This is a genomic window from Xanthomarina sp. (assembly GCF_035306705.1).
GTDB lineage: Bacteria > Bacteroidota > Bacteroidia > Flavobacteriales > Flavobacteriaceae > Xanthomarina.
In genome coordinates this window covers 1-13,491 of record NZ_DATGNO010000159.1, presented here as the reverse complement: position 1 = coordinate 13,491, position 13,491 = coordinate 1, and the positions used below count along the sequence as shown (strand labels likewise).

The window sequence follows — 13,491 nt, the reverse complement described above, 5'->3', positions numbered from 1 at the left end:
ACCGAAGAAGAGTTGGTTATAGGAGTTCTAGATTTCGAGATTATCATAAACGAAAACTTACAGCCTAAACGTGTTGTTCAAAGGGAATTCTAAACTTCACCCCAATCAGGTTTATTTACATTAGTTTCTATATGTTATTTTGAATTATCAACCCAAGACTCCATCAAGTTATTTTTAGTAAATAATCGCTCGTTAACAAAAATCCATTCTAAAATTGTAACGTTAATTTAAGCATTCAATATAAATTCGATGTTATGAATTCCACACGGCATTAGTTTATAGCAAATTATTAAGCGTTTCATTTTTAGCATGAATTACATTTCGCATAGCAAATAAATTGTTCCATTGGCTTCCCAAATAAAAGCAGAGATAGTTCCATGAAGATTAGTACATTTTATCACAAATGTTTAGGTAAAACATGAGAACTGGCAAATGCTTTCTTTTTTTTCGAATGATAACATTTCCTTCACTATTAAGATAAAATCTAATTGTTGCTTACGGTTAAACTGCTGTTAAATGCTTTTAAAGTCCTCGCACATGTAGCAAAAATATTGTAACTTGAATCGCTGAATAACTAATTTAAAAACGAAAACCAATGGAAGATAAAAACCCTAAACTTACAAGACAGACCGGAGCACCAGTTTCGGATAATCAGAACGTACAAACTGCAGGTCCACGTGGACCGATGTTAATGCAGGATGCTTGGTTTCTTGAAAAAATGGCAAACTTTGACAGAGAAGTCATTCCTGAAAGAAGAATGCATGCAAAAGGCTCAGGAGCTTTTGGGACTTTTACGGTTACTCACGATATTTCTAAATACACCAAGGCCAATATTTTTAGTAAAGTGGGAAAAAAGACAGAGATGTTTAGTCGATTTTCCACCGTTGCTGGAGAAAGAGGCGCCGCTGATACCGAAAGAGATATTAGAGGTTTTGCTCTGAAATTTTATACCGATGAAGGTATCTGGGATTTAGTTGGAAATAATACACCGGTATTTTTCTTTCGCGATCCGATGAAATTTCCAGATTTGAATCGTGCCGTAAAACGCGACCCTAAAACTAACTTAAGAAGTGCCAATAACAATTGGGACTTCTGGACATTGCTTCCTGAATCCTTACACCAAGTTACCATTACAATGAGTGATCGTGGCATTCCAAAAGGCTACCGACATATGCATGGATTTGGAAGTCACACCTTTAGTTTTATCAACAAAGAGAATATAAGACATTGGGTAAAGTTTCATTTTGTAAGTCAACAAGGTATCGAAAACCTATCCGATGAAGAAGCAGCTAAAATAGTTGGCATGGACAGGGAATCATCACAGAGAGATCTTTTTGATGCTATTGAAGGAAAAGATTTCCCAAAATGGAAAATGTTTATTCAGATTATGACTGAAGAACAGGCAAAAACATACCGCTTCCACCCTTTCGATTTAACCAAGGTTTGGTCTAAAAAAGATTTTCCACTTATTCCTGTTGGAGAGTTTGAACTAAACAGAAACCCAGAAAACTACTTCCAGGATGTGGAGCAAGCGGCTTTCAATCCATTGAATATTGTTCCCGGAATTGGATTTTCTCCAGATAAAATGCTTCAAGGGCGATTGTTCTCTTATGGAGATGCACAACGTTATAGATTGGGTGTTAATCATTATCAAATTCCTGTAAACAAACCTACTTGTCCATATAACACAAACCATAGAGATGGAGCGATGCGTGTAGATGGCAACTATGGTGGCACCAAACATTATAATCCTAACAGCTATGGCTTATGGCAGGAACAACCAGAAACACAAGAACCACCTTTAGAATTACATGGTGATGCTTATGCCCACAATTTCAGGGACGATGATGAAGATTACTTCACTCAGCCTGGCGATTTGTTCCGCATCATTAAAGCAGATGGAAAAGAAAACTTATTATTCAATAATACAGCGGCTCAAGTGGGTGGTGCAGAAAAATTCATTCAGATTCGCCATATCAGAAACTGTTTCAAAGCCGACCCAGAATATGGACAAGGTGTTGCAAAAGCGTTGGGTCTATCAATGGACGAAGTCAATAGCTTCGACATGACACCTTATGATAAATGGGCGCCAAGACCAGATGGCAATCCAATATCTAAATGTCCGAGGTAATAAATAGCAACTTTTTTAAACGAATACATGTCAGAAGAAAATAAAAAAATGAAGCTTGCAGAAGGGTTATTGTTAAGAGCAGATTTATTGAAGAAAATAGAACATCTTCAAAACAGAATCAGACCCGTTTTAATTGTTTCAGATGATAAGCTTCCACAAGAGGATCCTAATAAATTATTGGCTCAATTAAGAAAAGCAATAGAAGATTTAGAATCAATTATCGTTAGAATAAATAAAACCAATAATGAAACTTCTTTGGAAGGAGAAGGAATGCTAATGGAAGCACTTGCAAAAAGGGATTCCTTAAAAATGCTTTCGGAAAAATTGAGAAATATTAGATACGCTGCTCAAATAAACAATAGCGGTGAAACAGACCTGAAAACAACCATTGATATTAAAAAGTTACAAATTGAAATGGACCAAACAGGAAGAGCATTTAGAGAAATTGACAGTAAGATCCAAGAAATTAATTGGCTTACCATGTTAAAAGATTAAGCCGCAAGGCGGAATGATCGGGGCGAGTACCAGCCCCTTTTTTTGGTGTGGGTTTTCGGGGCAAATTGAAAACTCTACCAAACAGAGCTGCTTGGGTTGCGGCAAAAACGTATTGTTTAGGACCCATTACTGCTTACAAATTACAAGTGTACAGTGTAAAATTTACTACCAGGTACTGACCGATCATTCTTTTTATTATTCTTATAGGTTTAAGTGAAGCGCAATTCGTTATATACCTTCAAACCATTGCAATAGCGATTAAATAATCGTATATTAATTGCATCTTAAAAAGTAGGCGTAATATATATCAGATCTAACAATCTGTTTCGACCCAAACGAAGAAACACGTGGCTCTATGCTTTACTCACGTAAATAGCATTATTAATATTTCAAAAATCTACTTTTAAAATTAGAACAGGAACTAGTTCAAATTTCAATAAAATAAATTCAAAATCAAGTACATATGAAAAAACACAAAATTGCAGTTATCGTAGGAAGTCTTCGTAAAGAATCCTTTAATCTAAAAACAGCTAAAGCATTAATAGCAATGGCTCCAGAATCTTTATCTATGGAACTATTAAACATAGCTGGCCTTCCAATGTTTAATGAAGACCTGGAAGCAAATCCCCCAAAAGAATGGGTAGCATTAAAGGAAAAAATTAGTGCGGTCGATGGAATTTTATTTCTAACCCCTGAATACAATCGCTCAGTACCAGGTGTTTTAAAAAATGCTATTGACGTTGGTTCCCGCCCATATGGAAAAAATTCTTGGAACGGAAAACCAGCAGCTATTGTTAGTGTCTCTATTGGTGCCATCAGCGGTTTTGGGGCCAACCATCATTTAAGACAGTCGCTAACTTTTGTAAATGTACCTACTATGGCACAGCCAGAGGCTTACATTGGTGGAGCTGCCGACCTTTTTGATGCTAACGGAAAGCTAACAAACGACTCTACCAAAGACTTTCTAAAAAACTTCTTAGGAGCCTTTGAAACATGGGTAAATACACATGTGAAGTAATCGTCTATTTTAAATATTATAGGCAACACCAATATCCCAGTTTAAAGGCGATATCTATCTGCGTATTCTATTGAACTATTAAATTCATTATTAACATTAAAAAATTAAAAATCAATGAAAAATTTTATGTCATTAGTTGCCGTACTATTTCTTACGGTAAGCTCATTTGCACAAACACAATGGAAGGTAGATCCTTACCACTCTTCGTTAAATTTCAATATATCACATTCTGGAATTAGTATTGTAAATGGAAAATTTCTGGATTACACAGGAAACTTAACTACCAATGGAGAAGCACTTAACGATGCCAATTTCGATTTCACAATTCAAGTAAAAAGCATCAATACGAATGTGGAAGATCGAGATAATCACTTGAGAAGTGATGATTTTTTTGGAGTAGAAAAATACCCTGAAATGACTTTTAAAAGTACTAAAATGTCAGCTACAACTAAACCTAACGAATATTTATTATACGGTAAATTAACTATAAAAGATGTTACAAAAGACGTGGTTTTTAATGTGAACTACGGTGGAACAGCCAAGAGTCAACAAGGTGAAAAATTAGGTATGAAGGCCGAAACAACCATCAATAGATTTGATTATAATATTAATTTTGACCCAGCCGCTGCTGGAGTTGGAAAAGACGTAAACATCGTTGTTCACTTACAGTTTACAAAACAATAAAACATGAAAAACCCAGCAAAATCAGTAGTAGAAAAAATGTTCTCCGCATTTAGTAGTGGGGATGTGGAGAAATTAGTTGAAACCGTTTCGGAAGATACCAAATGGGAATATCATGGCACACATATTATTCCTAAAGGAAAATTTGAAAAGAAGGAAGGCGTAAGAAAATTCTTTACCAACATTTTTGAAAGAACCGAAATGATCACGTTTGATATCCAGCAATATATACTTGATGGAAATATGGTGGTTGTTTTAGGTCAAGAACATCAACGTGTGAAACGTTCAGGAAGGGAACTGAAACAAAAATGGGTTCAGATTTATACCGTTGAAAACGATTTGATCACAAAAATGGAGGAGTTTGCAACTTCGGAAGAAGTAAACAATTAAATTATATAAAAATGAAAGTTTTAGAAAATAAAGTAGCCATTATTACGGGCGCAGGTTCTGGCATCGGACGCGCAGCAGCAATCTTATTTGCAAAAGAAGGTGCAAAAGTTGTCGTTTCAGACATCGATGAAAAAAATGGAAAATCAGTTGTAAACGAAATAGTTAAAGCAGGAGGAGAGGCATTCTTTATTCTATCCGATTCCTCTAAAGCTGAAGGTCATCAATCCCTTGTTGACGATACTTTGAAGAAATATGGTGCATTGGACATAGCGGTAAACAATGCCGGTATTGGAGGCCCAATTGCCATGACTGGTGAATACCCATTAGATGGCTGGCAAAAGGTAATTGATATCAACTTATCAGGTGTGTTTTATGGACTCCGTTACCAGATTCCAGCCATGCTGAAGAAAGGCGGGTCTATCGTTAACGTAGCCTCTATTCTGGGACAAGCGGGTACAAAAGGGTCGCCAGCCTATGTGGCAGCAAAACACGGTGTGGTAGGCTTAACAAAAGCAGCAGCATTGGAGTATGCAGACCAAAATATTCGCATAAATTCTATCGGACCAGGCTATGTCAAAACTCCGTTGTTAACGAACACTCTTGACGACGAAACAATGCAAGGGCTAGTAAGTTTACACCCTATCGGAAGGTTAGGAGAATCAGAAGAAATAGCAGAATTAATACTATGGCTTGCTTCTTCAAAATCATCGTTTGTTACGGGTTCATATTACCCTGCAGATGGTGGATATTTAGCGCAGTAACATTTTGAACTAATAGATAATATAGTTGTTAGTGGTGATTAGCATGACTTCTAACATCTATATCCACAAGAAAAACTTGGTTCGTTAAAGTAGTAATGTTCAATCCTATTTCTAGCGGTGAATCGAATTCCGATAGTCAATCCCCCACTGGGCCAATTCATTAATTAATGGTGAAAGCGTTGCACCGTATTCAGTAATCGCATATTCAACAGTGATGGGTTTTGTATCCATTACTGTTCGACTAATTAAATGATTCATCTCTAAGTCTTGAAGTTCTTTGGAAAGCATTTTACTGCCAATGCCGTCAATTTCTCTTAACAGGTCCATAAATCCCAATTTGGTACCTTCTATAAGCGTTCCCAGGATATGGAATTTCCATTTTCCAGATAAAATACTCATGGTATCGCTGATAGCTTGCATTCTAACTTGACAAACTGGAGTATCGTTTATTACTGCTTTCTTTTTCATTGTTTTCATTTTTTATATAACATCCTAAATTAATGTCAAAAGTCTACTAGGTAGTTTCCTTTTGGAAAGTACTTCCTAAAAGGAAATAAGTATCAAATATACACTTATTTTTCGTATCTTTGTAATAATCAACAGATAAGAGTTTACAAATGAATTAAATTGGAAACTAAGTTGGTAGAAATTGAAAGAAACTATTATATAATAAAAACATAAATTATGAACAACGAAACAATAAAAACCAATCCGCTTTTATGCGACATAGAAACCGGCATGTGTGAAACAACGAGTGAAGCAACTGATACTGCAACCAACAACAATGTGCAATCAACTAAGAAATCTGTAAAGCTAATTTACTACACAGACCCTATTTGCTCGTCGTGTTGGGGCATAGAACCGCAATTGCGTAAACTAAAATTGGAATATGGCGATGCTGTTGAGGTAGAATATAGAATGGGCGGCTTATTACCTGATTGGAATTACAACAGTGGCGGCATTGGCAAACCTTCAGACGTAGCTTCACATTGGGATGAAGTGAGCGTTCACTACGATATGCCTATTGATGGAGATCTTTGGTTAGAAGATCCTTTAGACTCCTCTTATCCCCCATCCATCGCATTTAAGGCTGCACAAATGCAAGACAACGAAAAAGCATTGTTATTTCTTCGTGAGATGAAAGAAATGGTTTTTCTTCACAAGAAAAATATCGCTAAATGGGAGCATTTAGCTACTGCAGCTGAAACTGCTGGCCTTAATGTTGCCCAATTAAAAACCGATTTTGAAGGTAAGGCAAAACAATTGTTTGAAGAGGATTTAAAGCTAGGAAGAGAACTGGGCGTAAGAGGATTTCCAACTATTTTCGTGGTAGATGATGCAGGAAATAAGGAAATCGTTTATGGTACCAGACCTTATGCTTTTTACGAAATGGCCATTCTAAAACTGAATCCGAATGCTCCAAAAAGTGAATACAGTAAAAACTGGGAAACCCTCTTTTCAATATACCCTACACTTACCGCTAAAGAGTATTCTGAACTTTCAGGAACCCCAAGAAACGAAAGTGAAAAAGTATTAAATGAACTCGTTTCAAAAGGAAATTTAGAGAAACATACTACCAAAAATGGTTCTATGTGGAAGGTTGTGAAATAAAATACCAAAAGATTCAATTATGGAAACAAACGAATATTCAAACGGAGAAATAACCATTTTATGGACACCTAAAAAATGTATTCATTCCGGAATATGTGTAAAAACATTGCCCAAGGTTTACAATCCAAAAGACAGACCTTGGATAAAACCTAACAATGCAACTACGGAAGAACTTATTGATCAGGTTTCAAAATGTCCTTCAGGCGCATTGCGTATTAAATAATACACACTCGAATAAGATGGTAGTAATGAATAAAAGAAAAAAGATAAAACTATGAGCAATCAATCCTTATTTCCGGATCTTCCATTAATTGAGTGGATAAAAACCAAGGAAACACTTCATCGTTATTTACAAATAGTGGGTAAACTACGCTTGTCTTTAATGCCTAAAGGTAATCACTGGTGGCACGTTACTTTATTTGTAACTAGTAGTGGAATTGCCACAGGTGCCATACCTAACAAAGATTTTACTTTTGAGGTGTCCTTTGATTTCATTAATCACAATCTAAACGTTTTTACAAGTAAAGGAGCGCATCGTTCTTTTGCTTTGAAAGATGGACTTTCAGTAGCAGATTTTTATAGAAAATTAAATAATATACTTGAAGACCTAACTATAAAATTTGACATTATAGCAGAACCATTTGACATGTCTGATAAAATTCCGTTTAACCAGTCCACTATGCATAATTCCTATGACAAGGAAGCCGTCCAAAAAGCTTGGAATATTCTAGTTCAAGTGGATATGGTCTTAAAAGAATTTAGTGGCAGGTCTTATAGCAAAACTTGTCCAGCACATATTTATTGGCATCACTTCGATTTGGTGGTTTCCCGATTTTCAGGCAAAAGAGGTCCAAAGATGGACACAACATCTCAAGTGGAACTGGAGGCCTATTCACATGAAATGATAAGTTTTGGATTTTGGTTTGGAGATGACAATATTAAGGAACCAGCATTTTATTCCTATACCTACCCTTCTCCAGAAAACATAGATAAAGAACCGCTACTTCCTAAAAATGCTAAATGGGTAGATGCCAATGGCAGTCCAATGGCTTTATTGCTATATAAAGACATAAGAACGAGTGAAAATCCTAAACAACTGATTTTAGATTTCCTGGAAAGTAGTTATCAGGCTGGAGCAAAATTAGCTGGTTGGGATATAGAAGCTTTAACGGTCGATTCTTTTTAGATGTCGATTTTATTACCTATCTTAATGTAGGATGAAGTCTACAATAACAAACTAACATTCCGCTATTTATAAACCTTTTAAAATAAAATTATGAAGACGATGAAAGCAGCTCGCTGGTACGCAGCGAAAGATATAAGAGTAGAAGAAACATCAGTTCCCTCTCCTAACGACAATCAAGTAAAAATTGCAGTAAAATTCACTGGTATCTGTGGGTCAGATTTGCACGAATACTCTAACGGTCCACAACTAATTCCAGTAGATAAACCATACATACTTAACGGGCACCAAGGAACTACAACCCTTGGACACGAATTTTCTGGTGTGGTTGAAGAAGTTGGGAAAAACGTAAAAAACATTAAAAAAGGAGATCGCGTAACGGTAGAGCCAATTTTTAGAAATCCAGAGAGTCCTTTTATAGTATCGGGAGAATATAATCTTTCAGAACCTCTTGGGTTTGTAGGCTTAACATCCAACGGCGGATTTGCCAAATACGCCATAGTTGAAGATTATATGGTGCATAAAATGCCAGATACCATGACTTTTGAACAAGGTGCTATTGTGGAGCCTGCGGCTGTTGCTGCATACGGTTTACAACAAAGTGGCATGAAAATGGGAGACACTGTATTGATAGGTGGAGCTGGCCCTATTGGTTTGCTTACGGCTCAAGTTGCGCTAGCTTCTGGAGCTTCCCAGATTTTTATTACAGACATCTCAGAGAATAGATTAAAAAAAGCAAAAGAAATTGGAGCGACCCACACGTTTAATGCAAAAGACAAAGATATTCCTGAAAAAATAAAGAAGATAACAGGTAATGGAGTTGATGTATTTATTGATGCTGCAGGCGTTCAGGCTTCTTTTGACACAGGTATTAACAGCCTTCGTAATGGTGGAACGGCAGTTTTGGTTGCTCTTTTTATGAATAAAGTAGAGCATGATGCATTAGACCAAGCCATGCGAGAGTTAACAATAAAAGGAATCATTGGATATCGAAACATTTTCCCTGAGGTTATCGCTTTAATCAATAGCGGAAGATTGCCTGTGGAAAAACTAATCACGAGCGTAATATCTCTGGACGAAATCGTAGAAAAAGGCTTTGAAGCATTAACCAAAGACCCTTCAGAAGTAAAAATACTGGTTGATATCAATCGCTAATAATTAAACTAAAATACATTTAAAAAATAAAACAATGAAATACAACGAAGATATTACAGGAATAAAAATTAATGTTGAAGCGGTAGATATCACTATCGGAGACGATGTTAAGGATACCATCCGTAAATGTATTACCCGTCTTAGTAGGCATTACGACAGAATTGAATGGGCAGATGTCTATTTAGAAGATAAAAAAGATAAAAAGACACTACAAAAGCAGGTTAGCATCCGTCTAGGCATTCCGGGTAATGACCCATTCGCTTCAGAATATGGAGATGATTTCCATGCATTGCTGACATCTGTAGAAAGTAAATTACAACGACAGTTGGAAAAACGATAAATTAAATTTTTACAGTTTTCATCAAACTGACAATATAAAAAAGGCCCGCCATCATAGATAAATTTATGATGGCGTCGTTTTTTTCTGCTCTTTCAAAAAAAAATGGTAGAATCTTTCATTTATATAGACTATTTGGATACAGTTAAATTAAGTGAGCGGAAAAGTTTTGATGTATTAGCAAATCCGTATATTGTTCTGCTTAACTCAAAAACTAACTGAGTAATGGAATCTCTGAAACTTATTGAAATTGTAGGTACTGCAGCTTTTAGTATTGCTGGTACATTTGCCGCAATGGAAAAAAAACTGGATGTTTTCGGGATTTTCATAATTGCTTTTATAACCGCTTTAGGCGGAGGTACTTTGCGCGATATTTTAATTGGCGAATTACCCGTTAAATGGATATTTGACCCAAGTTCAGCAATAATTGTACTGCTCAGCACCATAGCAGGCTTATTATTTACAACGGTGATAAAAAACTATCACAACGTTTTGTTGTTTTTCGATTCCATAGGACTCGGGTTCTTTACCGTAGTTGGGATTCAAGTAGGGATTGACCTTGATTTACATCCTGCAGCTTGTATTGCATTGGGCACAATTACAGCATGTTTTGGTGGCGTTATTAGAGATATTTCCTTAAGCAACATTCCACTTATTTTTCAAAAAGAAATTTATGCAACAACATGTATTTTAGGAGGCGTTATTTTTTTCCTTTTATTAAAGATAGGGGTACCCAAAATGCCAGTTGAAGTTATTTGTCTTGTAACTATAGTTTTATTCCGATTATTATCGGTGAGATATCATTGGCAATTACCTGTAATTTGGAAGCCAGTAAAACCATCATCTTAAACATTAATTCACCATACTATTAAAAAATCCATTATATTAAATATCAAACTAATAATAGAAAAAAGAGCCGCCAACATAGCACATTCATGCAGATTGAAACCTAAAACTAATTGTAGAAATAAGTCCTTGATCTCATGAATAAAGCAAATACAAGTCGGTGGTTTATCGCAATTATGGGAACGCTTCTTCAGCTCGTGTTGGGAACCGTTTATGCATGGAGTTTTTTCCAAAAGCCAATCATGGCTGAGTATGGGTGGAGCAATGTCCAAACCATGTGGATCTTTAGTTTGGCCATTCTTTTTCTTGGTTTATCCGCTGCTGTTGGGGGGATGATACTTCCAAAATATGGTCCTCGCAAGTTAGCATCCATTGGAGCGTTGCTTTATGGTATAGGTTATTTGATTAGTGCATACGCCATGTATATTAATAGTTTATCTCTTTTTTATATAGGGTTTGGAATAATAGGCGGAATCGGTTTGGGATTAGGCTATGTCGCTCCGGTGGCAACCGCCTCAAAATGGTTCCCCGACAAAAAAGGATTTATCACCGGAATGGTTGTTATGGGTTTTGGCTTGGGTGCGCTGGCAATGTCAAAGCTTATTGCACCCCTATTGATAAACTTTACTGATGGCAATATGGTTCTGGTGTTTTTCTACATCGCTATAGCGCTAATGGCCATTGGTATTCCCGCTGGCTTAAGCATGAAAAATCCACCGGTAGGATTTGTTCCAGAAGGCTATTCCCCTCCAGTAAAAAATATCACTACACAAGGTCACGAAGATCGTTTAACGGTCAAAAAAAGTCTGCTCTCCACAAAGTTCTTGGGCATGTGGCTTATTTTCTTCCTTAATATTTCGGCAGGAATCATGTTTATTGGCTTGCAGTCGCCCATGATTCAGGATTTACTTAGAATACAAGATGCCACCATGAGCACCGAAGCCCTAGCAGTGGCTGGTGGCAGTCTAATTGCCATCAGTTCATTATTTAATGGCGTTGGACGTTTCTTATGGGGCGGGATATCGGATAAAATTGGTCGAATTCAGGTATTTCGATTGATTTTGAGTTCTCAGATCTTGGTTTTTATCCTTATGATGTTTACCAGCAACCCATGGATTTTTGGTGTTTTGGTATGCTACGTACTGCTCTGTTACGGTGGTGGTTTTGGAGCCATGCCATCTTATATATTAGATGTTTTTCATGCAAAGTTGATGCCTATTATTTACGGTGTTATTCTTACAGCATGGTCCATAGGCGGTATTGTTGGTCCGCAGCTTGCGGCTTTTATTCGTGATTTTTATGCAAATTCCCCAGAGATGATTGGTCCCAGAACCTATATGGCCGGCACCATTCTATTGAGCATTGGTTTATTGGTAAGCCTAACGCTTTCTAATAAATCTATTACCGAATGAAAAGTATATTTGTTTTGTTGACATATATTCTGAATAAATTTTCAATTGATAATTGTATATTCGAGAAAACAAATCCAGAGTAAATCAAAACACTAACAAGATTATCTTTATCAATAAATGATCTCACAGTAAGCACTTACGATTTCAATATAAAAAAATAACTTTTAATAGATTTTCATTATGTCAAACATCAAACTAATAATAGAAGAAAGAGCCGCCAACATCGGGAAATTTATGGTGGGGCGTTTATTGCCGTTCCGTCAAAAAAGAATGGTTGGACCATTTATTTACATAGATCATATGGGTCCTGTTAAATTAAGTGAGCGAGAGAATTTTGATGTACTACCTCATCCACATATTGGACTTTCAACCCTAACTTTTCTATTTGAGGGTAGCATTATGCACCGCGACACTCTCGGAAACGAAGTGGAAATAAAGCCAGGTGCAGTCAACTGGATGACCGCAGGAAAAGGAATTGTTCATTCTGAACGCACTCCCGAATATTTACGGCATTCCCAATTATATATGCACGGTTTGCAAATTTGGGTGGCGTTGCCAAAGGATTTGGAGCTAATGGAACCACAGTTTTCTCATATTGAGGAGAAAGAAATTCCAAGTTGGACAGAAGGAGACCTGCAATTTAAACTCGTGGCAGGTGAAGCCTTTGGCAGAAAATCACCCGTTCCAGTATTTAGTAAACTCTTTATGCTTGAAATAAAAAGCAAAACAAGACAGACTGTTAATATTGGTGACGAGCTTTATGGAGAATCTGGCTTGTATATTCTTCATGGCGCCATTGAAAGTGATGGGAATGTTTATGATCCCAAACAATTATTAGTGGCCAAAGACAGCACACTTTGCGAATTTACAATTCAAGAAAACAGTACCATTTATATTTTTGGTGGGGAGCCTTTTCCCGAAGAGCGATTTATTGATTGGAACTTTGTTTCATCAAGCAAAGAACGCATTGAAGAAGCCAAACAGAAATGGATCTCACAATCATTCGATAAAATTGAAGGGGATGAAATTGAATACATTCCTTATCCAACATTCAATAGAAAATAGAAAATAGAAAGCTATTTTAGTGTACTATTTAACACTGGATAGTCATTAAATAAAACAGGATGGAAATCTATTATTTCTATCCTGTTTCAAGCTATCGATGACGTTAGTTTCTTTTAGGAATTACTGGTAAACTGACCGATATCAGGAGAATATCAAAATTTAAGTACTAACTTATCAGAAGCTGTCCAAAGTTTACTAATTGAAGTTAATCTTGCATTAGGAACACGAATAGCTACCTAAAATGTAATATCTAGTATTAATATAAAATAAATCTATAATGAAAAAAAAGTTCTTTAATGCGAAAATTTATCGCAACGATACCGCAACCGAAATGATAGTTGAGAATGGAAAAATCACACATATAGGAACTAACTTACCAAAATGTGAAGAAGAAATTGACCTTGGT

General features: G+C 36.3%; 15 protein-coding genes. 14 read left to right on the top strand and 1 reads right to left on the bottom strand.

What is annotated here, in order from left to right; genetic code table 11:
• The first annotated feature begins 595 nt into the window (after positions 1–595).
• From VKY47_RS12940 to VKY47_RS12915, 6 genes are all read left to right on the top strand, one after another.
• Positions 596–2,131, top strand: a complete 1,536-nt coding sequence (locus VKY47_RS12940; protein WP_324313231.1) for a catalase — start codon at positions 596–598, stop codon at positions 2,129–2,131.
• Positions 2,132–2,158: 27 nt separating this feature from the next.
• A complete protein-coding gene (locus VKY47_RS12935) occupies positions 2,159–2,626 on the top strand; it encodes a DIP1984 family protein (protein ID WP_324313230.1) in 468 nt (155 codons plus the stop codon).
• Between the two features lie 463 nt (positions 2,627–3,089).
• Positions 3,090–3,644, top strand: a complete 555-nt coding sequence (locus VKY47_RS12930; RefSeq protein WP_324313229.1) for an NADPH-dependent FMN reductase — start codon at positions 3,090–3,092, stop codon at positions 3,642–3,644.
• Positions 3,645–3,758: 114 nt separating this feature from the next.
• Positions 3,759–4,328, top strand: a complete 570-nt coding sequence (locus tag VKY47_RS12925) for a YceI family protein (protein WP_324313228.1) — start codon at positions 3,759–3,761, stop codon at positions 4,326–4,328.
• Between the two features lie 3 nt (positions 4,329–4,331).
• Positions 4,332–4,715 (top strand): nuclear transport factor 2 family protein, encoded by a 384-nt coding sequence (locus VKY47_RS12920; protein WP_324313227.1) that lies wholly within the window; start codon positions 4,332–4,334, stop codon positions 4,713–4,715.
• Between the two features lie 11 nt (positions 4,716–4,726).
• On the top strand, positions 4,727–5,476 hold the full coding sequence (locus VKY47_RS12915) for an SDR family NAD(P)-dependent oxidoreductase (RefSeq protein ID WP_324313226.1): 750 nt from the start codon (positions 4,727–4,729) through the stop codon (positions 5,474–5,476).
• A 111-nt stretch (positions 5,477–5,587) separates the two neighbouring features.
• On the opposite strand, the gene VKY47_RS12910 is transcribed toward VKY47_RS12915, so the two are convergent.
• Positions 5,588–5,944, bottom strand: coding sequence for a winged helix-turn-helix transcriptional regulator (locus VKY47_RS12910; RefSeq protein ID WP_324313225.1), 357 nt, complete (start codon positions 5,942–5,944; stop codon positions 5,588–5,590).
• A gap of 216 nt (positions 5,945–6,160) precedes the next feature.
• Between VKY47_RS12910 and VKY47_RS12905 the strand changes: the two genes are divergently transcribed.
• From VKY47_RS12905 to VKY47_RS12870, 8 genes are all read left to right on the top strand, one after another.
• Entirely contained in the window at positions 6,161–7,087 is a 927-nt protein-coding gene (locus VKY47_RS12905) for a ClpXP adapter SpxH family protein (protein ID WP_324313224.1), read from the top strand.
• Between the two features lie 19 nt (positions 7,088–7,106).
• Positions 7,107–7,310, top strand: coding sequence for a (4Fe-4S)-binding protein (locus VKY47_RS12900; RefSeq protein WP_324313223.1), 204 nt, complete (start codon positions 7,107–7,109; stop codon positions 7,308–7,310).
• Between the two features lie 51 nt (positions 7,311–7,361).
• Positions 7,362–8,273, top strand: a complete 912-nt coding sequence (locus VKY47_RS12895) for a DUF5996 family protein (RefSeq protein WP_324313222.1) — start codon at positions 7,362–7,364, stop codon at positions 8,271–8,273.
• A 90-nt stretch (positions 8,274–8,363) separates the two neighbouring features.
• Positions 8,364–9,425, top strand: coding sequence for a 2,3-butanediol dehydrogenase (locus VKY47_RS12890; protein ID WP_324313221.1), 1,062 nt, complete (start codon positions 8,364–8,366; stop codon positions 9,423–9,425).
• 34 nt (positions 9,426–9,459) lie between these two features.
• Positions 9,460–9,765 carry a ribosome hibernation-promoting factor, HPF/YfiA family gene (gene hpf, locus VKY47_RS12885; RefSeq protein ID WP_324313220.1) on the top strand — a complete coding sequence of 102 codons (306 nt, stop codon included), beginning with the start codon at positions 9,460–9,462 and terminating at the stop codon, positions 9,763–9,765.
• A 222-nt stretch (positions 9,766–9,987) separates the two neighbouring features.
• The gene (locus tag VKY47_RS12880; RefSeq protein ID WP_324313219.1) at positions 9,988–10,611 is read left to right on the top strand and encodes a trimeric intracellular cation channel family protein; all 624 of its coding nucleotides are present in this window, start codon (positions 9,988–9,990) and stop codon (positions 10,609–10,611) included.
• 134 nt (positions 10,612–10,745) lie between these two features.
• Entirely contained in the window at positions 10,746–12,020 is a 1,275-nt protein-coding gene (locus tag VKY47_RS12875; RefSeq protein WP_324313218.1) for an L-lactate MFS transporter, read from the top strand.
• 180 nt (positions 12,021–12,200) lie between these two features.
• Positions 12,201–13,085, top strand: coding sequence for a pirin family protein (locus VKY47_RS12870; protein ID WP_324313217.1), 885 nt, complete (start codon positions 12,201–12,203; stop codon positions 13,083–13,085).
• Positions 13,086–13,491: the final 406 nt, after the last annotated feature.

What these genes read in the sequence shown, in the direction of transcription:
- VKY47_RS12940 (WP_324313231.1), top strand. Translation starts at nt 596, where the DNA reads ATGGAAGATAAAAACCCTAAACTTACAAGACAGACCGGAGCACCAGTT.
- VKY47_RS12935 (WP_324313230.1), top strand. Translation starts at nt 2,159, where the DNA reads ATGTCAGAAGAAAATAAAAAAATGAAGCTTGCAGAAGGGTTATTGTTA.
- VKY47_RS12930 (WP_324313229.1), top strand. Translation starts at nt 3,090, where the DNA reads ATGAAAAAACACAAAATTGCAGTTATCGTAGGAAGTCTTCGTAAAGAA.
- VKY47_RS12925 (WP_324313228.1), top strand. Translation starts at nt 3,759, where the DNA reads ATGAAAAATTTTATGTCATTAGTTGCCGTACTATTTCTTACGGTAAGC.
- VKY47_RS12920 (WP_324313227.1), top strand. Translation starts at nt 4,332, where the DNA reads ATGAAAAACCCAGCAAAATCAGTAGTAGAAAAAATGTTCTCCGCATTT.
- VKY47_RS12915 (WP_324313226.1), top strand. Translation starts at nt 4,727, where the DNA reads ATGAAAGTTTTAGAAAATAAAGTAGCCATTATTACGGGCGCAGGTTCT.
- VKY47_RS12910 (WP_324313225.1), bottom strand. Translation starts at nt 5,944, where the DNA reads ATGAAAAAGAAAGCAGTAATAAACGATACTCCAGTTTGTCAAGTTAGA.
- VKY47_RS12905 (WP_324313224.1), top strand. Translation starts at nt 6,161, where the DNA reads ATGAACAACGAAACAATAAAAACCAATCCGCTTTTATGCGACATAGAA.
- VKY47_RS12900 (WP_324313223.1), top strand. Translation starts at nt 7,107, where the DNA reads ATGGAAACAAACGAATATTCAAACGGAGAAATAACCATTTTATGGACA.
- VKY47_RS12895 (WP_324313222.1), top strand. Translation starts at nt 7,362, where the DNA reads ATGAGCAATCAATCCTTATTTCCGGATCTTCCATTAATTGAGTGGATA.
- VKY47_RS12890 (WP_324313221.1), top strand. Translation starts at nt 8,364, where the DNA reads ATGAAGACGATGAAAGCAGCTCGCTGGTACGCAGCGAAAGATATAAGA.
- hpf (WP_324313220.1), top strand. Translation starts at nt 9,460, where the DNA reads ATGAAATACAACGAAGATATTACAGGAATAAAAATTAATGTTGAAGCG.
- VKY47_RS12880 (WP_324313219.1), top strand. Translation starts at nt 9,988, where the DNA reads ATGGAATCTCTGAAACTTATTGAAATTGTAGGTACTGCAGCTTTTAGT.
- VKY47_RS12875 (WP_324313218.1), top strand. Translation starts at nt 10,746, where the DNA reads ATGAATAAAGCAAATACAAGTCGGTGGTTTATCGCAATTATGGGAACG.
- VKY47_RS12870 (WP_324313217.1), top strand. Translation starts at nt 12,201, where the DNA reads ATGTCAAACATCAAACTAATAATAGAAGAAAGAGCCGCCAACATCGGG.